Here is a 22,221-nt window from a genome sequence, read left to right as displayed (position 1 = left end):
ACAAAGCGCTCGTCAGGCGGCAGGCTCGAACAACTGCACGGCCTGGATCTGGTTGACCAGCAGACGCGCCTTGAGCTGCTGCTCCTGCTCGCGCACCTTGACCAGGCTCTGCTCCTTGACGTGGCCGTAACCGCGGATCTGTTCCGGCAGTTCGGCCAGCGCCACGGCCGTACGGTAGTTGCCGGCATTCAGCTGCTTGAGCAGGTAGTCGATGCTCTGCTCGTAGCCCTCGATCAGCTCGCGTTCCAGCTTGCGCTCGGCGCTGTAGCCGAACAGATCGAGTGGCGTGCCACGCAGGAACTTGAACCTGGCCAGCCCAGCAAACGCCTTGAGCATCCAGGGCCCGAATTGGCGCTTGCGCGGCTGGCCGGTAGCGGGGTCGGGCTTGGCCAGCCAGGACGGCGCCAGATGGAACTCCAGGCGGTAGTCGCCCTGGAACTGTGCTTCCAACTGCTGGATAAAGCGGCCGTCGCTGTACAGCCGGGCCACCTCGTACTCGTCCTTGTAGGCCAGCAGCTTGGCGTAGTGGCGCGCGACAGCGCGGCTCAGGGCCTGGTCGGCGCCCTGGTCGGCCTGGCGCACGCGCTGCACCAGCGCACGGTAGCGCTCGGCATAGGCGGCGTTCTGATAGGCGGTAAGGAAATCGACGCGGAACTGCACGATCTCGTCCAGGCTTTCGCACCGCGGTGCCTCGACCACCTTGGGTGCAGCGAGCTTCTCCACTGCGGCGACATCGTGCGCCGCGCGGCGGCCCCAGAGGAACGCCTGCTGGTTGAGCTGCACGGCCACGCCGTTGAGTTCGATGGCCTTGGCGATGGCTTCGGCGGAGACCGGCACCAAGCCCTTCTGATAGGCGAAGCCAAGCATAAACAGGTTGCTGGCGATGCTGTCGCCGAGCAGGCGGGTGGCCAGGCGGGTGGCGTCGACGAAGTGGGTCTTGCCCGCGCCGACCGCCTCGATCAGCGCCTCGCGCATGGCCGCGCCCGGCACCTGGGCATCGGGGTTGCGGGTGAATTCGGCAGTCGCCGCCTCATGGCTGTTGATCACCGCATGGGCGATCTTGTCGTTGAGCTTGGCCAGGGCTTCTTCGCTGGCGGCCACCACCAGATCGCAACCGAGCAGCAGATCGGTCTCGCCGGCGGCGATGCGCACGGCAAAGATATCGTCCTGCTTGGCGGCAACGCGGATATGGGTGATTACCGGGCCGAACTTCTGCGCCAGACCGGCCTGGTCGAGCACGCTGCAGCCCTTGCCTTCCAGGTGCGCGGCCATGCCCAGCAGCGCGCCGACGGTGGTCACGCCGCTGCCGCCGACCCCTGGCAGGAGGATGTTCCAGGGCCGCTGCAGCGACGGCTGGCGCGGCTCCGGCAAGGCGATGAACAGCGCACTCAGGCCCACCGCTTCCGGCTTGCGCAGGCTGCCGCCGTGCACGGTGACGAAGCTCGGACAGAAGCCCTCGACGCAACTGAAATCCTTGTTGCAGGAGTTCTGGTCGATCTCGCGCTTGCGCCCCAGCTCGGTTTCCAGCGGCAGCACCGACAGGCAGTTGGACTTGACGCTGCAATCGCCACAACCCTCGCACACCGCCGGGTTGATGAAGGCGCGCTTGGCCGGGTCGACCAGCTTGCCGCGCTTGCGCCGACGGCGTTTCTCGGTGGCGCAGGTCTGGTCGTAGATCATCACCGACACGCCCTTGAACTCGCGCAGCTCACGCTGCACCGCATCCAGATCGCTGCGGTGGTGGAAAGTGACGATGGGGGCGAAGCCGTCGCGGCTCGGGTACTTGTCCGGCTCGTCGCTGACCAGGGCGATGCGCTTGACGCCCTCGGCGAACACCTGCTGGCTGAGCTGATCGACGCGCAGTTCGCCGTCGATTGGCTGGCCGCCGGTCATGGCCACCGCGTCGTTATAGAGGATCTTGTAGGTGATATTGACCCCGGCGGCCACGGCCGCGCGCAGGGCCAGCTGGCCGGAGTGGAAGTAGGTGCCGTCGCCGAGGTTCTGGAAGATGTGCGCGGTGTCGGTGAACGGCGCCTGGCCGATCCAGGTCGCGCCCTCGCCGCCCATCTGGGTGAAGGTGTCGGTGTTGCGATCCATCCACTGGGTCATGTAGTGGCAGCCGATGCCGCCCTGGGCGCGGCTGCCTTCCGGCAGCTTGGTCGAGGTGTTGTGCGGGCAGCCGGAACAGAAATGCGGGGTGCGTACTGTGCTGTGCTTGGGCGCCGCCAGGGAGGCTTCCTTGGCGGCGAGGAAGGCCAGACGCTCCTCGATAGTCGCGCTGCTGTAGATCGGCGCCAGGCGCTTGGCGATGGCGCGGGCGATCATCGCCGGGGTCAGCTCGGAGAGGTTCGGCAGCAGCGAGTGGCCGCCCTCGTCGAACTCGCCGACCACCCGCGGGCGCTTGCCCACCGGCCAGTTGTACAGCTGGCCGGTCAGTTGATCCTCGATGATGCTGCGTTTCTCCTCGACCACCAGGATCTCGTCCAGGCCCTCGGCGAACTCGTGCACCGAGACCGGCTCCAGCGGCCAGCTCATGCCGACCTTGAGCACGCGCAGGCCGACCTGGGCGCACAGCGCCTCATCCAGGCCGAGGTCTTCCAGGGCCTGGCGCACGTCCAGGTAGGACTTGCCGGTGGTGATGATGCCCAGGCGCGGATTCGGCGAATCGAGCAGCACCTGGTTGAGGTTGTTGGCGCGGGCGAAGGCGCGGGCGGCGTAGATCTTGTAGGTGTTGAGGCGTTTTTCCTGAACCAGGGGCGGATCCGGCCAGCGGATGTACACGCCGTCCTCGGGCAGCTCGAAGTCCTCGGGAATTTTCACCTCGATGCGCAGCGGGTCGACTTCCACCACCGCCGAGGAGTCGACGTTCTCGGCGATGGTCTTCAGCGCCACCCAGCAACCGCTGTAACGCGACAGCTCCCAGCCGAGAATGCCGTAGTCGATGATTTCCTGGACGTTGGCCGGATTGAGCACCGGGATCGAGGCGGCGATAAACGCATGCTCGCTCTGGTTGGCGATGCTCGAGGACTTGCAGCCATGGTCGTCGCCGGCCAGCAGCAGCACGCCGCCATGCTCGGAGACGCCGGCCGAGTTGCCGTGCTTGAACACGTCGCCGCAGCGGTCGACGCCCGGACCCTTGCCGTACCACATGGCGAACACGCCGTCGTAGCGCGCACCGGGGAACAGGTTGGTCTGCTGGCTGCCCCACACCGCGGTGGCGGCCAACTCTTCGTTGACCCCGGGCTGGAAGTGGATGGCGTTCTCTTGCAGGAAGCCCTTGGCCTCCCACAGGCTCTTGTCCAGGTTGCCCAGCGGCGAGCCGCGGTAGCCGGAGATAAAGCAGGCGGTATTCAGGCCATGGGCGGTGTCGCGCTGCTTTTGCAGCATCGGCAGGCGGGTCAGCGCCTGGGTGCCGGTGAGGTAGAGGTGACCAGTGGCAAGGCGATACTTGTCATCCAGGCGGATCTCGGCCAGAGACATGCGGGCGCTCCTTTTATTGTTATGGCGAGCTGCGCGGGCACCGGTTAATGCCTGCGCGGTTCTGTCGCAAGCAGGATCACTGCGTGCAACGACTGGACAAGAATATGACTGAGCGGTATCGCTTTTTTCTTTCTTTTTTCGACCTTAAGCGCCAATATTTCGCATGACTTATCCAATAAAAACAAAATACCGGGATCATTCATGCAAAATCCGCTAAGCCCCATCGATCGCAAGATTTTGCGCCTGCTGCAACACAACGCCGAGCTGTCCGCGGCCGAAGTGGCGGAGAAGGTCGAATTGTCACAATCGCCCTGCTGGCGGCGGATTCACCGCATGCAGGAAGACGGCCTGATCGAGCGCAAGGTCGCCCTGCTCAACCACAAGCTGCTTGGCTTCAGCATCACCGTGTTCGTCGACATCAAACTGTCGGCCCACGGCCGCAGCAACCTGGAGGAATTCGAACAGGCGGTGGTCGGCTACCCGGAAGTGCTGGAGTGCTACACCATGGCCGGCGGCTCGGACTACCTGCTCAAGGTGGTGGCCAAGGACATCGCCGGCTACGAGCGCTTCCTGCGCGACCACCTGCTGCAACGCCCGCACGTGCAGGAAGCGCACTCCAACATCGCCATGAGCGAAGTCAAACGCACCACCGAATTGCCGCTGGATTGAGCCACCGAACGGCCGACTGAAATCGAGCATGTCCGCATGCCTGTACCGCCCTGGTGGGGTCGGCGTGGTCGCAGACCTGCAGGATGCCTGCTCAACGCATGCGGAGGGGGTCGCCCGTGCTCCGCAGGCTCAGGCGCATGCGCGGCGGGTTCCGATCAGGGCCAGCAGACGATCCACCGTGCGTTCGACGTGGCTGGAGTTATCCAGTAGGTGCACGCCATCGGCGGCTGCCGCAGCGCCGCTGTCGAACAACCGATTGCGGGCCAGACGCTGCCCGACCTGCTCCGGCGTTTCACGACCGCGCCTGAGCAAGCGCTCGCGCAGCACCGCAGCGTCCACCACCAACAGCACCCCGATCAGCTCGGGATAACGCTGCCGCGCCTGCGGCAGATAAGCCCGCGAGCCATTGACCAGCACATCCTGCCCCGCTGCCAGCCAGTCGTCGATCTGCCTGGGGATACCGTAGGCCAGGCCGTTGGCACGCCAGCTCAAGGCAAAGGCACCGGCCTGCTCCCGAGCGGCGAACTCGGCCGGAGACACACCAATGGCGTCCTCCCCCACCGCCTCCGCCGAGCGGGTAATCACCCGCCGGACGATCCGGCAATCGCGCTCGGCCAGACGCTCGCGTGCGGCATGCAACAGGCTGTCCTTGCCCGAGCCGGAAGGCCCCATCAAATAGATCAACCTGCCACTCATCAAAACCCCCTGCTCGCTTGTTACCAGAACTGCCGGATCAGCGCCTGGCCATCCTCCACCCGCGGCCTGCAGCAGGCCGGCACGCTGGCGACGCGGCTTGCACCACGACCGTCGGCCCCCACCGCCTTCGCCGGCCTCGGCTGAGCGTGGCGACAGTGCGCGGCAGACCCAGCGGTGCCGCTCGCAACAGGCGCTCTGGAGAGTAGTCGCTGAAAAGAATGCCCAGCACGCCATGCCGCGTCAGTTCGGCGGCGATATTACCTGGACGGGCACGGCCGCGAATGCTGTTTGCCGCGCCCATCAGCACGCTCATAACGAAAGCCACTGCGAGCGGACAAGTTCAGAGGCAACCAAGCATAGGTTTTTGCACTACGCTTAAACAACCAGCCAGATTGAACTGCCGGGAGCTGCGCTCTATGCCTGCGCGCACTCGCGCATGCCGCCACTCAAGCGCCCTTGCGTCGGCACATGGCGCCGTCAGCCGTACGGCCCGCCGAATGGCGCAGCAAGGTTGATTGAGCGGAGCCAGACCAACCAGTTCACCGCACGGCACGAACAAAGCCGGCGCATGGAAAACCGGTTTACCGCTGAATATTTTATTCAGGCTCTCAACCCGGATCGCAGCGCTCATGGAACAGCCCTTCGTTAGCAGGCCGTTTTTAACGCTGCATCGGCAACGCAGGTAGTCTTCAACCACCTGTTAACGGCTTGGCAACTCAGGATCGCCGACCGGGGTAGGACAAGGCAGGCAAGTTCTGCATCAGCCCCGCTCATGAGCCATAACGCTGAAGGGGCTGCTGGTTTAATTTTTACGCCGGCAATTAATGCCTGTCTTTTGCTTAATGACACGCATTTCTGGCAACCAGTGCTGGCGAAAAGCCTTTACAGGCGACACAATGCGACGCGCAATTGGCGTCAAAAAAATGCTTTGACGACCGGATACTCACATCGACACAAATGGCGATTCTGACTGAACAGCTAGTGCTAAAGATGGTCAAACCGGTGACAATCTCGCGGCTCACTGCCAGCATCGCTTCCCTGAACTAACCGGTTAAATGTATGCGCCCTATGAAACAGGCTATTTACTCCAGCCGCACGGCTGACAAGTTCGTCGTTCGCTTGCCCGATGGCATGCGCGAGCGCATCGCTGATGTCGCGCGCAATCATCACCGCAGCATGAACTCGGAAATCATCGCCCGCCTTGAGCAGAGCATGCTTCAGGAAAGCAGTCTGGGTGACGAACTCGATCTGCGCCTGGACAGCCCCGAACTGTCCTTGCACGAGCGCGAGTTACTGCAGCGCTTCCGCCAGTTGTCACGGCGCCAGCAAAATGCCCTGGTGGCATTAATCGCCCATGATGCCGAGATGGCCGCCGAACAAGCGTAAGCTGTATCGATAGAAAACCGGCGCCCAGGCTAACACCTATCAACTACGCCTTAACAAGCTGACGCCGCTGGCGTGAAATCGAAATCCGATGCCCCCGGCATCGGATTTTCTGTTTCTGCGGCTTGCACGCGCACTCGCGCTGCCCCGGCATCACCTCTGCCACCCGCTCTTTCGAGGCGTTCGGAACCTTGCTTTCACGCCGCCTAGAAAAATGCCGCTCACTTGACTTAAGTGAACGGCATTGCGTTTTCGGCCAACGGCCTGCTAACCCCGCGGCGCTTACTTTTCGACGAAGGCGCGCTCGATCAGGTAATCGCCCGGCTCGCCCATGCGCGGGGAAACTCTCAGACCAAAACTCTCCAGCACCGCGCTGGTTTCATCGAGCATGCTCGGGCTGCCACAGATCATGGCGCGGTCGTCCCGCGCATTGATCGGCGGCAAGCCAATATCGCGGAACAGCTTGCCGCTGCGCATCAGGTCGGTCAAACGGCCCTGGTTCTCGAACTCTTCGCGGGTCACGGTCGGGTAGTAGATCAGCTGGTTCTTCAACGATTCGCCGAAGTATTCGTTCTGCGGCAGGTGCTCGGTGATGAATTCGCGATAGGCCACTTCGTTGACGTAACGCACGCCATGCACCAGCACGATTTTTTCGTAACGCTGGTAGGTTTCCGGATCTTGGATCACGCTCATGAAAGGTGCCAGGCCGGTACCGGTGCTGAGCAGGTATAGATGCTTACCCGGTAACAGATCATCGAGCACCAGGGTGCCAGTCGGTTTGCGACTGACCATCAGTTCGTCACCCGGTTGGAGATGCTGCAACTGCGAGGTCAGCGGGCCGTCCTGTACCTTGATGCTGAAGAATTCCAGATGCTCTTCGTAGTTAGGGCTGGCAATCGAGTAGGCACGCATCAACGGACGACCATTGCCCTGCTGTAAACCAATCATCACGAACTGGCCGTTGTCGAAACGCAGACCAGGGTTGCGGGTGGTCTTGAAGCTGAACAGGGTGTCGTTCCAATGGTGGACGCTGAGTACGCGCTCGATGTTCAGATTGCTCATGCTGGTTCCTCAAGAAGCGCTGGCACAGTTAGGATTGCGAGGGATTCTAGGCGGGCGCAGAATATCTGTTAAGCAAATTATCAAGATATAGGTTATCGGTTATATAGATATGCGATTCACTCTTAGGCAACTTCAGGTCTTCGTCGCCGTGGCCCAACAGGAAAGTGTCTCGCGCGCCGCCGAGTCACTGGCACTGTCGCAATCGGCTACCAGTACCTCACTGAGCGAACTGGAACGCCAGTCCGACTGCCAGCTGTTCGACCGCGCCGGCAAACGCCTGAGCCTCAACGCCCTGGGTTCGCAGTTGCTGCCGCAAGCAGTGGCCTTGCTCGACCAGGCCAAGGAGATCGAGCGCCTGCTGGGCGGCAAGAGTGGTTTTGGCTCGCTGAATGTCGGCGCCACCCTGACTGTCGGCAATTACCTGGCGACCCTGCTGATTGGCAGCTTCATGCAGCGCCATCCGGAATGCCGGGTGACATTGCAGGTGCACAACACCGCTTATGTGGTGCAGCAGATCGCCCATTACGAGCTGGATATGGGCTTGATCGAAGGCGACTGCCAGCACCCGGATATCGAGGTGCAACCCTGGGTCAAGGACGAGCTGGTGGTGTTCTGCGCACCGCAGCATGCTCTGGCCCAACGCGGCGAAGCCAGTCTGGAGGAACTGACCCGCGAGGCCTGGATTTTACGCGAACAAGGCTCGGGCACGCGCCTGACCTTCGACCAAGCCATGCGCCATCACCCCGACGCGCTGAATATCCGTCTGGAACTGGAACACACCGAGGCGATCAAGCGCGCGGTGGAGTCGGGCCTGGGCATCGGCTGCATCTCGCGCCTGGCCCTGCGCGATGCCTTCCGCCGCGGCAGCTTGGTGGCCGTGGAAACGCCCGAACTGGATCTGCGTCGACAGTTCTACTTTATCTGGCATAAACAGAAGTACCAGACCGCCGCCATGCGCGAATTCATCGAGCTATGCCGGGCACTGACTGCCGGGGCCAGACGCAGCGATGAGATCGTGCTGCCGAGCATCGCCTGAGCAATCCTGCCGCCAAGGCATTGCGCACGCCACCGCCAGCCCTCCTTGCCCGGCCGCTCAGCCCAGCAGGATCACCGTCCAGACACTGGCGATCAGCGTCAGGGACATGAACTGCGCGGCACTGCCCATGTCCTTGGCGTTTTTTGACAAGGGATGCAGCTCCAGAGAGATACGATCGACCGCCGCCTCCAGCGCCGAGTTGAGCAGTTCGACGATCAACGCCAACAGGCAGACGCCAACCATCAGTGCGCGTTCGCCCCGACTGACGTCGCTGTAGAACGCCAGCGGGATCAACAGCAGATTGAGCAACAGCAGCTGACGGAATGCGGCTTCGCCGGCGATGGCCACGCGCAAGCCGGCCAGCGAATAGCCCGCCGCATTAACGATACGCTTGAGGCCCGTCTGGCCCTTGAATGGCGACATAAGAAAGCTGCCCACGCGATAAAAGACTGGCCGGCTATATCCCTGCACAAACGCACCGGCGCAAATCTGCTGGTTTGGCTGTCAGTGTAGGTGCCTGATGATGCGAGAGGCGAACAACGCGCCTCAATAGTAGTGCGCTCAACTGCTCGGGATTGATTCCATCTGCTGCAACAGCAGCGCCGCCTGGGTGCGGGTACGCACTCCGAGCTTGCGGAAAATCGCGGTGACATGCGCCTTGACCGTGGCCTCTGACACGCTCAATTCGTAGGCGATCTGCTTGTTCAGCAGGCCGTCGCAGACCATGGTCAACACCCGAAACTGCTGCGGAGTCAGGCTGGCCAGGCCTGCGCTGGCAGCTTTGGCCTCAGCCGAGACCTGAGCCGCCTCCTCGGTTTGCTGCGGCCACCAGGTATCGCCATCGAGCACCACTTGTACGGCTTGCTGGATGCTCTCCAGGGAGCTGGATTTGGGAATGAAACCACTCGCGCCGAACTCGCGGGCCCGCACCACCACGGCCGCCTCTTCCTGGGCCGAGACCATCACCACCGGCACCTGCGGGTACTGCCCGCGCAGCAACGCCAAACCGGAAAAACCATAGGCTCCGGGCATGTTGAGGTCGAGCAGCACCAGATCCCAATCGGCCTTGTCCGCCAGGCAGGTTTCCAGCTCGGCGATGCTAGCAGCCTCTACCAATCGTACTTGTGGGCCAAGCCCCAGGGTCAACGCCTGCTGAAGCGCGCTGCGAAATAGCGGATGATCGTCGGCAATCAGGATTTCATAAGCGGCCATGGCAGATCCTGTTCTTGTTATGTGAGTAGCGCATCGCGTTACATGAGCGCGCACTGCGGCGGCCGGTGAAGTGCCGCTCGATTCAGCCCGGCATAGTACACGGCCAAGCACAAATGCGCCTAAGGCGGCGTTCAGCATGCCGAGCGATCACGAAGTGGTCAAGCGCGTTACTTTGCGGCACAGTTTACACCTTTGCCCAACGAGACTCTTTTATGCGAAGCCAAGCCCTGCGCGCCGACCTTTTGATGCTGCTCACGGCCATGATCTGGGGGTCGGCCTTCGTCGCCCAGCGCCTGGGCATGGACTCGATCGGGCCACTGCTCTACAGCGGCCTGCGGTTTACCCTGGCGACATTGATTCTGCTGCCATTGCTCCCGCTACTCGAGCAGCGCTCGCGCAGCACGCCTACCCCACCGCTGAACCGCCAGCTGTTGCTCGGTGGCGGCCTGATGGGCTTGGCGCTGGCACTGGGAATCAACCTGCAGCAAGTCGGCTTGCTCTTCACCAGCGTGACCAACGCCGGGTTCATCACCGGGCTGTACGTGATCATCGTGCCCCTGTTCGGCCTGTTGGTCGGCCAAAAGACCGGCTTGGGCATCTGGCTGGGCGCCTCGTTGGCGGTGCTCGGCATGTTCCTGCTCAGCGTCGGCGAAGGCTTTCAGGTCGCCTCCGGCGACTGGCTGCAATTGGCAGGGGCCGCAGTCTGGGCCGTGCATGTACTGCTGGTGGGGGTATTCGCCAGGCGCCATGACCCTTTGCGGCTGGCCGTGGTGCAATTCGCCACCTGCGCATTGATCAGTCTGCTGCTGGCGCTGCTCTTCGAGGATATCCACCTCGACTCGATCATTGCCGCCGGCCCGGCGATTCTGTATGGCGGCCTGTTCGGCGTGGCCATCGGCTTTACCCTGCAGGTGGTGGCGCAAAAGCATGCGATTGCGGCGCATGCCGCGATCATCCTCTCACTGGAAGCCGTATTTGCCGCCATTGCGGGCGCCTGGCTACTGGGCGAAGCGCTGCAGTTGCGCGGTTATGCCGGCTGTGCGCTGATGCTCGCCGGCATGTTGCTGGCTCAACTGTGGCCGAAGAACCCTGTCGAGTTAGTCCGTCCACGACTCACAGAAACAACTGCAAGCGCTGATGCACCGCGTCATTCAGGTCGACCGCGCGAGGAGCTTTAGCCGCCAGGTAATGCTGGCTGAAAACATCCAGGTAGGCATTCAGCGCCGCGGCGGCACGCTGATCGCCGGCCAGTTCCAGACAGAGCGCCGCCACCTCGGCGGTACACAGATGGTCGTCGCGCGTGGATCGACGCAGACGGTAGCGCGACAACTGCTCCGGCTCCAGGCTGAGCACCGGCAAGCTGTCGAGGTAGGGGCTTTTGCGAAACATCTTGCGCGCCTCGGTCCAGGTCGCATCGAGCAGAATGAACAATGGCCGCTTGCCAGGCGCGGTCTGCACCTGACTAACCACCCGTTCAGGCTCGGCGTATTCACCGGGAAACACCAGATAGGGCTGCCACTGCGAATCGCCCAGCAGCGCCGGCAAAGCAGGCTCGACCGCGGTACGCAACCAGCCGAAGGCCGACGTATCGGCCACCACATCGGCAATCAGCCAACCGGTATTGCTCGGTTTGAGCGCCTCGACATCATGCATCAGCAAGCACATGCCCGACCTGGCCTCCACTTGCGGGCGCCAGGCGCACAGGCAATGGCTCAGGGCGAGCCGGCAGCGCTGGCAACGCATGGCCCTGGAGCCACGGGCCAGAAAAGGTTTTTCACTACGGGCAATGCGCGCGGCACGCAAACGAGCAACGGCGTGGCTCATGGGCAAAGCGCTGCGCGACGAGAAATGGACGGCATGTCGGATCCTGGAACGGCAAGCCGGGCAGTCTAACAAAGCCGGCACGATTGCAGGTGGGGTAAACCGCAGCAGCCACGTAAGATGATGGCCGGCTGAACCTCTGCAGGCCGATGCCTGTCGAAGGGTTCGAACTGACTCCGGAGAACGCCATGCTGCGCCTGATCGCTCTAACCCTCGCCCTTAGCTTACCCGTGCTGGCTCAGGCCGCATCGCTGAACAATTTCGAGCTGGACAAGACCCTCGAACGCGTCGCCCGGGAAAGCAGCGTGGGCACGCCACGGGCGATCAACGCCGACATTCTCGATCGCGGTTATAGCGTCGACGGCAATGAATTGGTCAACCACCTGAGCGTGCGCCCCGAGCATGCCGCGCAGATGCGCGGCAACCCGGATAGCGTACGCGTGCAGTTGGCCAACAGCGTGTGCGGCAACCCTGGCTATCGCCAGTTATTGGCGCGCGGTGCGGTTCTGCGTTACGAGTTCAGCGAGTACAAGACCAATCGCCCGATCGTCAGCGAGCGCTTCAGCAACAGCGACTGCGGCCAATAGGGCACGCCTCGCTCGTCAGCGCAGGCATGCGATATCCCCCTTGCCAGCCAGAGCAGCTCGCTCCTCATTACTCAACAGCTGCTGTGCGCTGATGCCCAATACCTCAGAGACGGCTTGCAGCACATGCGCCCAAGTCGCCTGATTGGCGAACAGCATGCCCGCGGTGTCCAGGGTGCCACCGCGATTGCGGTAGCCCAACACCCGGTTGTAGCGGGCATCCCCGAGGATCGGCCAGAGATGCCCGCGTGCCACTTCCGGGCGCATATGGGTCAGCAGTACACGGCGTGGATACTGCGCAGGGAACAATTCGTTGCACAGTGCGGCAGGCGCCAGCGCCTGTGCTTCCCAGCCATCCCGTGGCTCACGAAAACGCCCTGGCTCCTGCAAGTAGAGCAGACGCCAGGCGCATTTCTTCGCGCTCAGGCGCACAGCCGCGCGGCGCATCTCGCTCAACTGATACGCGCCGGTGGCGATCAGCAGCACCGGATCCGGCCCTTCGTAGCGATCCAGCAGGATGGCGCCATCGCGGGCCAGTTGCTCGGCCTGCGGTTGATCGAACTGGAGCGGACATTCGCGCTTGGGGCTGACAATGCACGCCAGTTGCCCGCGGGCTTGGTAGACCGCCGGCAGCAGCGCCAACAGTGAGTTATGGTCGGCCGGAAACAACACCCGAACCATATCGTTCATCTCGCCGAGCAGCGCCTCGCAAAAGCTGGTGTCCTGGTGCGACTGCTGGTTCTTGCCGTTCTCCCAGGTATGCGAAGTCGCCACCAACGGCCAACCGAGCCAGCCGGCAGGGCGCCCCACCTCTTTCTGCTGCCGGGCGAAGATCAGGCTCTGGCGCACCGCGCCGAGCATCTTCACGCAGAAGGCCTCGTAACTGGCCAGCAGGTTCAGGCCGCCTTGATTGGCCAGGCAGGCGGACACCACCGCCTCCTCATTGAGCACGGTAATAATCGCGCCATCCACGGCTTCCAACTCGCTTTCAGGCGCACAGACCCGGTGCTTGAGGGCGCGCAGAACGCCTTCCAGGCGATTACTGGCCAATTCATCCGGGTTGCCCACCCGCGGGCGCAGCTGCGGGTTGGCCTGCACCAAGTCGACGAAGAAACGATCCAGCGCAGACATCGGCGAGCAGCCTTGCGTCTGGTAGTGCAACTCCGGCAGTTGCAGCGCGGCTGGCTGACGCCGCGCGATCGGATGATCACGCTCCAACGGCCGCTCAGCCCGCCCGCAACGGAACTGCGCACAGGCCTGGAGCAACTCATCGGGCGCCACCCAAAGACCGGCAGCATGCTGGTTGAACAGTGCGCGCGCCGCCTCATCGCGATGCGGATTGGCCGGCAGCGGCAGATTGTGCGCGGCGTTGCTGCCCGCGCCATAGAAGCCGAAGCCTTTTTCGGTTTCGGCGATGGCGTAGGGCATGGGCAACGGGTAATCCAGGATGCCGCTGTGCAATTCGGCAACCCGGTGCTCCAGGCGCTGCTCCATCTGCCACAGGGCGCAGACGAAAGCCGCCGGATCGCGCCCATCGAAGCTGATCGGATCGAAACCGCAGCGGCGCAGGTGCTGACGAAAACCCGCCAGCCCCTCTAAGGTGCCCAACTCTGTACGCTGCTCGATACGTCGGCCGTTGGCGATCATCACCGGCAACGCCACCCCGCAGTCTTGCGCCCGCCACCAGCGCGGCATCCAATCGCTACCACGCTGCTCTTCGGCCGCGCCGTCGGACAAAAAGGCCACCAGCTTCTCGCCCGGCAAAGGCAAGTGGCAGTACTGCAGCTCGGCAAAGCCGAGGTAACCGCCCTCGGCGATGCCGCCAGCGGTATGCGGATTGACGTGGCTGCCCAGCGGAACCCCCGGCGCACCGTCGGGAGTCTGGGCGTAGCTGTAGAAATCGGCCACCAACCGGCTCATTCCGCCTTCATCGCAACGGTAACGCACGCTCTGCTCGGGATGCTGGTTGGCGGTCAGCAGGTTCAGCGCCTCAACCGCCGCCACACAGTGCCCCTGCCCCATCAGCCAGCCACGGGTTTCCCCCGTCAGGGCATTCAATGCCAGGTAGGCGGCGTAGCCGGGCACCATGTTCAAGGCGCCACCAGTGTGCCCCTCGGGCACGGGTTTGAAGTCGTCTCGCTCCAGGGCCATGCCATCCAGACGCACACGCCTGGCGTAGGTCATATGCACCACCAGCCATAAGCCGGCGGCGTTCAGCCGATCCAATGCGCGCAGCAGAGCATAGACGCTGGCCAAGTCAGGCTGCTGACCCGCCTGCACCAGTTGATGGGCCATCCGGAAGACCGCCGCACAGGTCTCGGGACTATGCTGTACAGGGCCGTAGCCTTGCTGCCAAGCGGCGAATCCAGGTTCGATCAAGGCATGTGCGGCCAGCTCGCTGGCACTCGGCAATAGTTGCGGCATGGGCGCTCTCCTGGAAGTTGTGCCCAGTCTAGGACAAACCAAGCAGCCCACACCCTGACCTGCATCAAAGCCGCTGCCCCTCATTCGCGGCACCCTAGGGGTCATTCGCCTTTAAACAAGGATTTCCAACATGGCACTGCTCAGCTTCCTTGGCGCCATCCAGCAAGTCACTGGTTCCTGCTACCTGATCGAAAGCCGCGATGGCGCCAAGGTGCTGCTTGAGTGCGGCATGCGCCAAGGGCGCCGCGAAGAGGACGAAGGCAATCGCGCCCCCTTCGCCTTCGACCCACTGAGCCTGGACGCCGTGGTGATCTCCCATGCCCATATCGACCATAGCGGCCTGCTGCCCAAACTGGTCGGGGCCGGTTATCGCGGGCCGATTTTCGCCACCGATGCCAGTTGCGAACTGATGGAACTGATGCTGCTGGATGCGGCGCAGATCCAGGAGAAGGATACCGAGTGGGAGAACAAGTGGCGTGCACGCCAGGGCAAGCCACCACTCAGCCCGCTGTATACCACTGCGGATGCCGAGCAAGCGCTCAAGCAACGGCGCCCGCTGGCCTATGGCGCAGCAGTCGAAGTGGCCAGGGGGGTGCAGCTGACCTTTCACGATGCCGGCCATATCCTGGGCTCGGCGATCGTCGAACTGCAGGTGCAGGATCACCACCTGACCCGTCACCTGGTATTTTCCGGCGACCTCGGCAACACTTGCTCGCCCCTGATGCACGCCCCGACCACGCTCGAGCGCGCCGACCTGGTGCTGCTCGAGTCCACCTATGGCGATCGCGATCACCGTGACAGCGACGACACCCTGGAGGAGCTGGCCGAGATTCTCCAGCAGGCTCATCGCGACGGCGGCAACGTGCTGATCCCGGCCTTCGCCGTCGGCCGCACCCAGGATCTGATCTATTACCTCGGTCGCTTCTACCAGGAAGGCCGGCTGCCGCAACAGGCGGTATTCCTCGACAGCCCGATGGCCATTCGCGCCAATGCCATCTACTCGCGCTTTCAGCATCTGTTCGACCCGGACGACCATGCGGCCATTGCAGGCAAGCCCGCCAAGCGCATCGAAGACTGGCTGCCGGTCTTGCGCTGCACGCCGACCCCGGAAGAGTCCATGGCGATCAACCGGGTTAAAAGCGGCGCCATCATTATCGCCGGCAGTGGCATGTGTACCGGCGGGCGCATCGCCCATCATTTCAAGCACAACCTCTGGCGCGAAGATTGCCATGTGGTGTTTCCCGGCTTCCAGGCCAGAGGCACCCCGGGACGGGCCATCGTCGATGGCGCCAGCACGGTGAAAATGCTTCACCAACGCATCGCGGTGAAAGCGCAGATCCACACCCTCGGCGGCTTCTCCGCCCACGCCGGGCAGTCGCAACTGCTCGACTGGGTCAGCCATTTCGACCAGCACCCCGAACTGTACTTGGTGCATGGCGAACTGGAAAAAATGCAGGTGCTGCAGCAAACCCTGCGCGAGCGCCTGAACTGGATTGCCAGCATCCCCGAGCCAGGCGAGCAGATCGCCATCTGAGCCCAGAGTGCACAACGGCAGCAGAGCAACCCCGCGCCGCCAGGCATCCTCCATGATTGCGCGCGCGGGCGGCAATGGTTACGCGACCATCTTCGCCAGCAGACTCGTGCCCGCACTGGCCCGAACCCCGCCGCCAACCGGCCCTTAGCGCCGACCAGCCGTAGCTGTCGATGAGGCCAATAAAACTGCAGATTTTCTGCAATCTGATCAGCTATTTAGCCTGCTAAAACGCAAGCTCCAGCCATACTCTGAATATGACCGGACTCTCACAACAGCGCTAGAATCCGGCCGGCATCCAGCAAGGAGAAGTCGAATGCCTTACGAACCGGACGATTATTTATCCCGCCACTTCCAGACCAGCGGTATCGACCTTGCGGAAAAAATCGACGAACTGGTTACCTTGGTCGCCCCTGGCGACAGCCCGAACCTGCCACTGTATCGCGACATGCTGACCACGGTGATTCGCATGGCCCAGGCCGACCGCAATCGCTGGGACGCCAAGATCATGCTGCAAACCTTGCGTGAAATGGAGCACGCCTTCAGCTCATTGGAACAGTTCAAACGGCGGCGCAAAGTCACTGTATTCGGCTCGGCACGCACGCCGCCCGATCACCCGCTGTATGCCTTGGCACGCGAGCTTGGCGCGACCCTGGCGCGCCACGACTTGATGGTGATTACCGGCGCCGGCGGCGGCATCATGGCAGCCGCCCATGAAGGCGCCGGCCTGGGAAACAGCCTGGGTTTCAATATCACCCTGCCCTTCGAACAAGGGGCCAATGCCACCGTGCACGGCACCAGCAACCTGCTGTCGTTCCACTTCTTCTTCCTGCGCAAACTGTTCTTCGTCAAGGAAGCAGACGGTCTGGTGCTTTGCCCTGGCGGCTTCGGCACACTGGATGAAGCATTGGAGGTGCTAACCCTGATTCAAACCGGCAAGAGCCCACTGGTGCCCGTGGTGCTGCTCGATCAACCGGGAGGCAGTTTCTGGAAAGATGCCTTGGCCTTTATCGACAAACAGCTGGTGGGTAACCGCTATATCCTGCCCAGCGACCGGCATCTGGTACGCCTGGCGCACAGCGCGGCGGAGGCAGCCGATGAAATCGCACAGTTCTATCGCAATTACCACTCCAGCCGCTGGCTCAAGGATCGCTATGTAATCCGCCTCAACCACGCACTCAATGAAGCGGCCATGCAGCAGTTGAACCGCGATTTCACCGACCTGTGCAAGAGCGGTGGTTTCCAGCAGCAGGCTTATTGCGAGTCCGAACAGGACGAGCCGGAACTCTGCCATCTGACTCGCCTGGCATTCGCTTTCAATAGCCGCGACCACGGCCGCTTGCGCGAATTGCTGGATCTGATCAACCAGCCGCAACTGTGGGAGCAGCCAAGCTGATTGCCGAGGGCAAGCGAGTTCAGCTATTTATAACCCGCACCATCGGCAAATCAGCGGGGCGCCGCCACTCGGTAACAGAAAAGCCGGTGCGCAGGGGACGGGTTCAAAGGGTGTTTCAGTCCAGATCTAGGCCGCGCAACAAGCGGCCGATCAACTCCGGTGGGTAACCACGGTAACTGAGGAAGCGCCCCTGCTGGGCACGCTCACGCATGTCGCCTGGCAGTTGACCGGCAAACTTGCGCTGCCAGGTTTGTTCCAGCTGTTCGCGCCAATCGATACCACTGTCACGCAATGCCTGCTCGACATCGGCCCGCGACAAGCCGCGCTGAACCAGCTCCTCACGAATGCGCAACGGCCCATAACCGGCGCGCGCACGATAGCCGACAAAGCTTTCCAGATAACGCGCTTCGGATAACAAGCCCTCTTGCGCCAAACAATCGAGGGCAATGTCGATCAGTTCAACCGAGGCGCCACGCTTGGCCAGTTTACGGGTCAACTCGACGCGCCCATGCTCGCGGCGTGCCAGCAGATCCATGGCTGCTCGGCGCACCGCGACGGGGTTATCCAGTTCGCCAGGCATGCTCTACGAATCAGGCCTCGGCCGTGGCCAGATCGTCTGCGCCAGCCTTGACCGGAGCGCTGGCAACCAGCAATTTCTCGCGAATCAGCCCCTCTATGGTGCGTGCCACTTCCGGGTTGTCTTCCAGGTACTTGGCCGAGTTGGCCTTGCCCTGACCGATCTTGCTGCCCTGATAGCTGTACCAGGCACCGGATTTCTCCAGCAGGCCGTGTTGCACGCCGAGGTCGATAACCTCGCCGTTACGGTAGATGCCCTTGCCGTAGAGGATCTGGAACTCGGCCTGACGGAACGGCGGCGCCACCTTGTTCTTCACCACCTTGACCCGGGTTTCGCTACCGACCACTTCGTCACCCTCTTTCACCGCACCGGTACGACGAATGTCCAGACGCACCGAGGCGTAGAACTTCAGGGCGTTACCGCCGGTGGTGGTTTCCGGGCTGCCGAACATCACGCCGATCTTCATGCGGATCTGGTTGATGAAGATCACCAGGCAGTTGGCGTTCTTGATGTTGCCGGTGATCTTGCGCAGCGCCTGGGACATCAGGCGCGCCTGCAGGCCCACGTGCATGTCGCCCATCTCGCCTTCGATTTCCGCCTTCGGCACCAGGGCCGCCACCGAGTCGATGACGATCACGTCGATGGCATTGGAGCGCACCAGCATGTCGGTGATTTCCAGGGCCTGTTCGCCGGTATCCGGCTGCGACACCAGCAGGTCGTCGACATTCACGCCCAGCTTGCCGGCGTATTCGGGATCCAGGGCGTGCTCGGCGTCGACGAAGGCGCAGGTCGCGCCGAGTTTCTGCGCTTCGGCGATCACCGACAGGGTCAGGGTGGTTTTACCGGAGGACTCTGGGCCGTAAATCTCGACGATCCGGCCTTTCGGCAGGCCGCCGATGCCCAGGGCGATGTCCAGACCGAGCGAGCCGGTGGAGATGGCCGGAATCGCCTGGCGCTCATGGTCGCCCATGCGCATCACCGCACCCTTGCCGAATTGCTTTTCGATCTGGCCCAGGGCTGCCGCCAGGGCGCGCTTCTTATTCTCGTCCATTGAAGTCCTCACGTAATAAAGAAGGGCCTGCGAGCGGCCACTAACAACTGTATAAGTAGACAGTATTATTCCACAGGGCAAGTCGCCCGCCTACCCTGCATCTGGATTTTCTTGCCTAATCACGTCCAGCAGCCCTTCCAGCGCGGCCTCGACCGTTTGTCGGCGCACTTCGGCGCGGTCGCCGATAAACTGCCGACGCACGCTGAACAGCCGCTCGCCGTCACCCCAGGCCAACCACACGGTGCCCACCGGTTTCTCCGGCGAACCGCCATCCGGACCGGCCACGCCACTCACCGCCACCGCATAACGCGCCCCGCTCTGCACTTGGGCGCCCCGCACCATGGCCTCGACCACCTCGCGGCTGACCGCACCCACCTGGCCGAACAGCTGCTCCGGCACCGCCAACTGCTTGGTCTTCTGCGTGTTGGAATAGGTAACGTAACCGGCCTCGAACCAGGCCGAGCTGCCGGGAATCCGGGTAATCGCTTCGGCGATGCCGCCGCCGGTGCAGGATTCGGCGGTACTCGCCTGGGCGCCTCGCGCCTGCAACCGCCGCCCCACTTCGGCCGCCAAACGGGTCAGGTTCTGCTCATTCACGCTCATCTGCACTCCGGGGTTAAAGCCTGCCAGGGGGATACCGTACACTAGGCGCTTTTGCGATTCAGCCGGACAGTTAAAACGATGAGCCACAGCGACCTCAGCGCCCACACCCCGATGATGCAACAGTACTGGCGGCTGAAGAATCAGCACCCGGATCAGCTGATGTTCTACCGCATGGGCGATTTCTACGAGATCTTCTACGAGGATGCGAAAAAGGCCGCCAAACTGCTGGATATCACCCTCACCGCCCGCGGCCAATCGGCCGGCCAGGCGATCCCCATGTGCGGGATTCCCTACCACGCGGCCGAAGGCTACCTCGGCAAACTGGTCAAACTCGGCGAGTCGGTGGTCATCTGCGAACAGATCGGCGACCCGGCGACCAGCAAGGGCCCGGTGGAGCGCCAGGTGGTGCGCATCATCACTCCCGGCACGGTCAGCGACGAAGCCTTGCTCGACGAGCGGCGCGACAACCTGCTGGCCGCCGTCCTCGGCGACGAACGGCTGTTCGGCCTGGCGGTGCTCGACATCACCAGCGGCCGTTTCAGCGTGCTGGAGATCAACGGCTGGGAGAGCCTGCTGGCCGAATTGGAACGCCTCAACCCGGTCGAACTGTTGATCCCGGATGACTGGCCACAGGGCCTGCCGGCGGAAAAACGCCGCGGCGCTCGCCGTCGTGCGCCCTGGGATTTCGAGCGTGACACGGCACACAAGAGCCTCTGCCAACAGTTCGCCACCCAGGATCTGAAAGGCTTCGGCTGCGAGAACCTGAGCCTGGCCATAGGCGCCGCCGGCTGCCTGCTGGCCTATGCCAAGGAAACCCAGCGCACCGCCCTGCCGCACCTGCGCAGCCTGCGTCACGAGCGCCTCAACGACACTGTGATTCTCGACGGCGCCAGCCGACGCAACCTGGAGCTGGATATCAACCTCGCCGGCGGCCGCGACAACACCCTGCAATCGGTGGTCGACCGCTGCCAGACCGCCATGGGCAGCCGCCTGCTCAGCCGCTGGCTGAACCGCCCGCTGCGCGACCGCACCATACTGGAGGCGCGCCAGGAATCGATTGCCTGCCTGCTGGAGCGTTATCGCTTCGAGACCCTGCAACCGCAACTCAAGGAAATCGGCGATCTGGAACGGATCCTCGCCCGCATCGGCCTGCGCAATGCGCGGCCGCGCGATCTGGCGCGCCTGCGCGATGCCCTGGCGGCCCTGCCGACGCTGCAAATGGCCATGGCCAACCTCGAGTCGCCGCACCTGGCCGACCTGGCGGGGATAGTCAGCACCTACCCGGAACTGGCCGAGCTGCTGGCGCGCGCCATTATCGACAACCCGCCGGCGGTGATCCGCGACGGTGGCGTGCTCAAGACCGGCTACGACGCCGAGCTGGACGAACTGCAGTCGCTCAGCGAAAACGCCGGCCAGTACCTGATGGATCTGGAGGTGCGCGAGAAAGCCCGCACCGGCCTGGCCAACCTCAAGGTCGGCTACAACCGCGTGCACGGCTACTTTATCGAACTGCCGAGCAAGCAGGCCGAGTCGGCGCCGGCCGACTATATCCGCCGGCAGACCCTCAAAGGCGCGGAACGCTTCATCACCCCCGAACTCAAGGAGTTCGAGGACAAGGCCCTGTCCGCCAAGAGCCGGGCCCTGGCCCGGGAGAAAATCCTCTATGAAGAACTGCTGGAACGCCTGATCGGCCACCTCGGCCCGCTGCAGGACAGCGCCGCCGCCCTGGCCGAGCTGGACGTACTGGGCAACCTGGGCGAGCGCGCCCTGAACCTCGACCTCAACCGCCCACGCTTCGTCGACGAACCCTGCATGCGCATCGAGCAGGGCCGCCATCCGGTGGTCGAGCAGGTGCTGACCACGCCGTTCGTGGCCAACGACCTGAGCCTGGACGATGAGACGCGCATGCTGATCATCACCGGGCCGAACATGGGCGGTAAATCCACCTACATGCGCCAGACCGCACTGATCGTGCTGCTGGCGCATATCGGCAGCTTCGTGCCTGCGGCCAGTTGCGAGCTGTCGCCGGTCGATCGCATCTTCACCCGCATCGGCTCGAGCGACGACCTGGCCGGCGGTCGCTCGACCTTTATGGTGGAGATGAGCGAAACCGCCAATATCCTGCACAACGCCACAGAGCGCAGCCTGGTGTTGATGGACGAAGTCGGCCGCGGCACCAGCACCTTCGACGGCCTGTCGCTGGCCTGGGCAGCCGCCGAACAACTGGCCAAGCTGCGCGCCTACACGCTGTTCGCCACCCACTACTTCGAACTCACGGTACTGCCGGAAAGCGCGCCGCTGGTGGCCAACGTGCACCTCAACGCCACCGAACACAATGAACGCATCGTGTTTTTGCACCACGTACTGCCCGGCCCGGCCAGTCAGAGCTATGGTTTAGCGGTAGCGCAACTGGCCGGCGTACCCGGCGAAGTGATTCTGCGCGCCCGCGAACATCTGGCACGCCTGGAAACCACCAGTCTGCCCCATGATTTGCCACGCAACGAGCCCGGCCAGCAGGCGGCCCCGCTGCAAAGCGATATGTTTGCCAGCCTGCCGCACCCGGTGCTGGAGGAATTGATCAAGATCAACCCGGATGATCTGACCCCGCGCAAAGCGCTGGAGCTGTTATATACATGGAAAGCGCGAGTCTAACGCCCGCGCGCGCAAGCTGTTAGAATCGCGCGCGCTTTGGGGTG

At 63.1% G+C, this 22,221-nt stretch carries 19 protein-coding genes; 8 read left to right on the top strand and 11 right to left on the bottom strand.

The window, feature by feature from the left end; genetic code table 11:
- Nucleotides 1-12: 12 nt before the first annotated feature.
- Together P8H27_RS01940 and P8H27_RS01935 are read right to left on the bottom strand one after the other, a co-directional pair.
- A complete protein-coding gene (locus tag P8H27_RS01940) occupies nt 13-3,480 on the bottom strand; it encodes an indolepyruvate ferredoxin oxidoreductase family protein (RefSeq protein ID WP_289634939.1) in 3,468 nt (1,155 codons plus the stop codon).
- 44 nt (nt 3,481-3,524) lie between these two features.
- Nucleotides 3,525-3,683 carry a hypothetical protein gene (locus tag P8H27_RS01935; protein WP_289634938.1) on the bottom strand — a complete coding sequence of 53 codons (159 nt, stop codon included), beginning with the start codon at nt 3,681-3,683 and terminating at the stop codon, nt 3,525-3,527.
- Between P8H27_RS01935 and P8H27_RS01930 the strand changes: the two genes are divergently transcribed.
- Nucleotides 3,682-4,149, top strand: a complete 468-nt coding sequence (locus P8H27_RS01930; protein WP_289634937.1) for an Lrp/AsnC family transcriptional regulator — start codon at nt 3,682-3,684, stop codon at nt 4,147-4,149. The genes P8H27_RS01935 and P8H27_RS01930 overlap by 2 nt on opposite strands.
- 129 nt (nt 4,150-4,278) lie before the next feature.
- On the opposite strand, the gene phnN is transcribed toward P8H27_RS01930, so the two are convergent.
- On the bottom strand, nt 4,279-4,845 hold the full coding sequence (phnN, locus tag P8H27_RS01925) for a phosphonate metabolism protein/1,5-bisphosphokinase (PRPP-forming) PhnN (protein WP_289634936.1): 567 nt from the start codon (nt 4,843-4,845) through the stop codon (nt 4,279-4,281).
- A gap of 1,059 nt (nt 4,846-5,904) precedes the next feature.
- On the opposite strand from phnN, the gene P8H27_RS01920 reads away from it, so the two are divergent.
- Complete coding sequence (locus tag P8H27_RS01920) at nt 5,905-6,231, top strand: Arc family DNA-binding protein (protein WP_289634935.1); 327 nt, start codon at nt 5,905-5,907, stop codon at nt 6,229-6,231.
- Between the two features lie 279 nt (nt 6,232-6,510).
- Here P8H27_RS01920 and fpr read toward each other — a convergent pair whose 3' ends face one another.
- Nucleotides 6,511-7,290: a ferredoxin-NADP reductase gene (fpr, locus tag P8H27_RS01915; RefSeq protein WP_289634934.1), complete on the bottom strand. Its 780-nt coding sequence runs from the start codon at nt 7,288-7,290 to the stop codon at nt 6,511-6,513.
- Between the two features lie 109 nt (nt 7,291-7,399).
- Between fpr and P8H27_RS01910 the strand changes: the two genes are divergently transcribed.
- Complete coding sequence (locus tag P8H27_RS01910; RefSeq protein WP_289634933.1) at nt 7,400-8,326, top strand: LysR family transcriptional regulator; 927 nt, start codon at nt 7,400-7,402, stop codon at nt 8,324-8,326.
- 57 nt (nt 8,327-8,383) lie between these two features.
- On the opposite strand, the gene P8H27_RS01905 is transcribed toward P8H27_RS01910, so the two are convergent.
- Nucleotides 8,384-8,749, bottom strand: coding sequence for a diacylglycerol kinase (locus tag P8H27_RS01905; RefSeq protein ID WP_289634932.1), 366 nt, complete (start codon nt 8,747-8,749; stop codon nt 8,384-8,386).
- A 138-nt stretch (nt 8,750-8,887) separates the two neighbouring features.
- Nucleotides 8,888-9,538 (bottom strand): response regulator transcription factor ErdR, encoded by a 651-nt coding sequence (gene erdR, locus P8H27_RS01900; RefSeq protein ID WP_289634931.1) that lies wholly within the window; start codon nt 9,536-9,538, stop codon nt 8,888-8,890.
- Between the two features lie 212 nt (nt 9,539-9,750).
- Here erdR and P8H27_RS01895 point away from each other — a divergent pair, with 212 nt between their 5' ends.
- On the top strand, nt 9,751-10,716 hold the full coding sequence (locus tag P8H27_RS01895; protein ID WP_289634930.1) for a DMT family transporter: 966 nt from the start codon (nt 9,751-9,753) through the stop codon (nt 10,714-10,716).
- On the opposite strand, the gene P8H27_RS01890 is transcribed toward P8H27_RS01895, so the two are convergent.
- A complete protein-coding gene (locus P8H27_RS01890; RefSeq protein ID WP_289634929.1) occupies nt 10,652-11,362 on the bottom strand; it encodes a tRNA-uridine aminocarboxypropyltransferase in 711 nt (236 codons plus the stop codon). The two genes, P8H27_RS01895 and P8H27_RS01890, sit on opposite strands and share 65 nt — an antisense overlap.
- Nucleotides 11,363-11,547: 185 nt before the next feature.
- On the opposite strand from P8H27_RS01890, the gene P8H27_RS01885 reads away from it, so the two are divergent.
- Nucleotides 11,548-11,946 (top strand): quorum-sensing-regulated virulence factor family protein, encoded by a 399-nt coding sequence (locus P8H27_RS01885; protein ID WP_289635206.1) that lies wholly within the window; start codon nt 11,548-11,550, stop codon nt 11,944-11,946.
- A gap of 15 nt (nt 11,947-11,961) precedes the next feature.
- Here the strand turns inward: P8H27_RS01885 and P8H27_RS01880 are convergent, their stop codons facing one another.
- A complete protein-coding gene (locus tag P8H27_RS01880) occupies nt 11,962-14,367 on the bottom strand; it encodes a xylulose 5-phosphate 3-epimerase (RefSeq protein ID WP_289634928.1) in 2,406 nt (801 codons plus the stop codon).
- 130 nt (nt 14,368-14,497) lie between these two features.
- Between P8H27_RS01880 and P8H27_RS01875 the strand changes: the two genes are divergently transcribed.
- Both P8H27_RS01875 and P8H27_RS01870 read left to right on the top strand, forming a co-directional pair.
- Nucleotides 14,498-15,901 (top strand): MBL fold metallo-hydrolase RNA specificity domain-containing protein, encoded by a 1,404-nt coding sequence (locus tag P8H27_RS01875; protein ID WP_289634927.1) that lies wholly within the window; start codon nt 14,498-14,500, stop codon nt 15,899-15,901.
- Between the two features lie 313 nt (nt 15,902-16,214).
- A complete protein-coding gene (locus P8H27_RS01870; protein ID WP_289634926.1) occupies nt 16,215-17,294 on the top strand; it encodes an LOG family protein in 1,080 nt (359 codons plus the stop codon).
- 115 nt (nt 17,295-17,409) lie between these two features.
- On the opposite strand, the gene recX is transcribed toward P8H27_RS01870, so the two are convergent.
- The 3 genes from recX to P8H27_RS01855 form a co-directional block, all read right to left on the bottom strand.
- The gene (recX, locus tag P8H27_RS01865) at nt 17,410-17,874 is read right to left on the bottom strand and encodes a recombination regulator RecX (RefSeq protein ID WP_289634925.1); all 465 of its coding nucleotides are present in this window, start codon (nt 17,872-17,874) and stop codon (nt 17,410-17,412) included.
- Nucleotides 17,875-17,884: 10 nt separating this feature from the next.
- Nucleotides 17,885-18,922: a recombinase RecA gene (gene recA, locus P8H27_RS01860; RefSeq protein ID WP_289634924.1), complete on the bottom strand. Its 1,038-nt coding sequence runs from the start codon at nt 18,920-18,922 to the stop codon at nt 17,885-17,887.
- A 90-nt stretch (nt 18,923-19,012) separates the two neighbouring features.
- Nucleotides 19,013-19,525: a CinA family protein gene (locus P8H27_RS01855; RefSeq protein WP_289634923.1), complete on the bottom strand. Its 513-nt coding sequence runs from the start codon at nt 19,523-19,525 to the stop codon at nt 19,013-19,015.
- A 78-nt stretch (nt 19,526-19,603) separates the two neighbouring features.
- Here P8H27_RS01855 and mutS point away from each other — a divergent pair, with 78 nt between their 5' ends.
- Nucleotides 19,604-22,177 carry a DNA mismatch repair protein MutS gene (gene mutS / locus P8H27_RS01850; RefSeq protein WP_289634922.1) on the top strand — a complete coding sequence of 858 codons (2,574 nt, stop codon included), beginning with the start codon at nt 19,604-19,606 and terminating at the stop codon, nt 22,175-22,177.
- The last annotated feature ends 44 nt before the right edge of the window (nt 22,178-22,221 follow it).

Origin of the sequence: Pseudomonas sp. sp1636 (assembly GCF_030376615.1) — a bacterium.
GTDB lineage: Bacteria > Pseudomonadota > Gammaproteobacteria > Pseudomonadales > Pseudomonadaceae > Aquipseudomonas.
Note: the sequence above shows the minus strand (reverse complement) of the source record. Positions and strands in the feature narration are given on the sequence as shown.

What these genes read in the sequence shown, in the direction of transcription:
- P8H27_RS01940 (WP_289634939.1), bottom strand. Translation starts at nt 3,480, where the DNA reads ATGTCTCTGGCCGAGATCCGCCTGGATGACAAGTATCGCCTTGCCACT.
- P8H27_RS01930 (WP_289634937.1), top strand. Translation starts at nt 3,682, where the DNA reads ATGCAAAATCCGCTAAGCCCCATCGATCGCAAGATTTTGCGCCTGCTG.
- P8H27_RS01935 (WP_289634938.1), bottom strand. Translation starts at nt 3,683, where the DNA reads ATGAATGATCCCGGTATTTTGTTTTTATTGGATAAGTCATGCGAAATA.
- phnN (WP_289634936.1), bottom strand. Translation starts at nt 4,845, where the DNA reads ATGAGTGGCAGGTTGATCTATTTGATGGGGCCTTCCGGCTCGGGCAAG.
- P8H27_RS01920 (WP_289634935.1), top strand. Translation starts at nt 5,905, where the DNA reads ATGCGCCCTATGAAACAGGCTATTTACTCCAGCCGCACGGCTGACAAG.
- fpr (WP_289634934.1), bottom strand. Translation starts at nt 7,290, where the DNA reads ATGAGCAATCTGAACATCGAGCGCGTACTCAGCGTCCACCATTGGAAC.
- P8H27_RS01910 (WP_289634933.1), top strand. Translation starts at nt 7,400, where the DNA reads ATGCGATTCACTCTTAGGCAACTTCAGGTCTTCGTCGCCGTGGCCCAA.
- P8H27_RS01905 (WP_289634932.1), bottom strand. Translation starts at nt 8,749, where the DNA reads ATGTCGCCATTCAAGGGCCAGACGGGCCTCAAGCGTATCGTTAATGCG.
- erdR (WP_289634931.1), bottom strand. Translation starts at nt 9,538, where the DNA reads ATGGCCGCTTATGAAATCCTGATTGCCGACGATCATCCGCTATTTCGC.
- P8H27_RS01895 (WP_289634930.1), top strand. Translation starts at nt 9,751, where the DNA reads ATGCGAAGCCAAGCCCTGCGCGCCGACCTTTTGATGCTGCTCACGGCC.
- P8H27_RS01890 (WP_289634929.1), bottom strand. Translation starts at nt 11,362, where the DNA reads ATGAGCCACGCCGTTGCTCGTTTGCGTGCCGCGCGCATTGCCCGTAGT.
- P8H27_RS01885 (WP_289635206.1), top strand. Translation starts at nt 11,548, where the DNA reads ATGCTGCGCCTGATCGCTCTAACCCTCGCCCTTAGCTTACCCGTGCTG.
- P8H27_RS01880 (WP_289634928.1), bottom strand. Translation starts at nt 14,367, where the DNA reads ATGCCGCAACTATTGCCGAGTGCCAGCGAGCTGGCCGCACATGCCTTG.
- P8H27_RS01875 (WP_289634927.1), top strand. Translation starts at nt 14,498, where the DNA reads ATGGCACTGCTCAGCTTCCTTGGCGCCATCCAGCAAGTCACTGGTTCC.
- P8H27_RS01870 (WP_289634926.1), top strand. Translation starts at nt 16,215, where the DNA reads ATGCCTTACGAACCGGACGATTATTTATCCCGCCACTTCCAGACCAGC.
- recX (WP_289634925.1), bottom strand. Translation starts at nt 17,874, where the DNA reads ATGCCTGGCGAACTGGATAACCCCGTCGCGGTGCGCCGAGCAGCCATG.
- recA (WP_289634924.1), bottom strand. Translation starts at nt 18,922, where the DNA reads ATGGACGAGAATAAGAAGCGCGCCCTGGCGGCAGCCCTGGGCCAGATC.
- P8H27_RS01855 (WP_289634923.1), bottom strand. Translation starts at nt 19,525, where the DNA reads ATGAGCGTGAATGAGCAGAACCTGACCCGTTTGGCGGCCGAAGTGGGG.
- mutS (WP_289634922.1), top strand. Translation starts at nt 19,604, where the DNA reads ATGAGCCACAGCGACCTCAGCGCCCACACCCCGATGATGCAACAGTAC.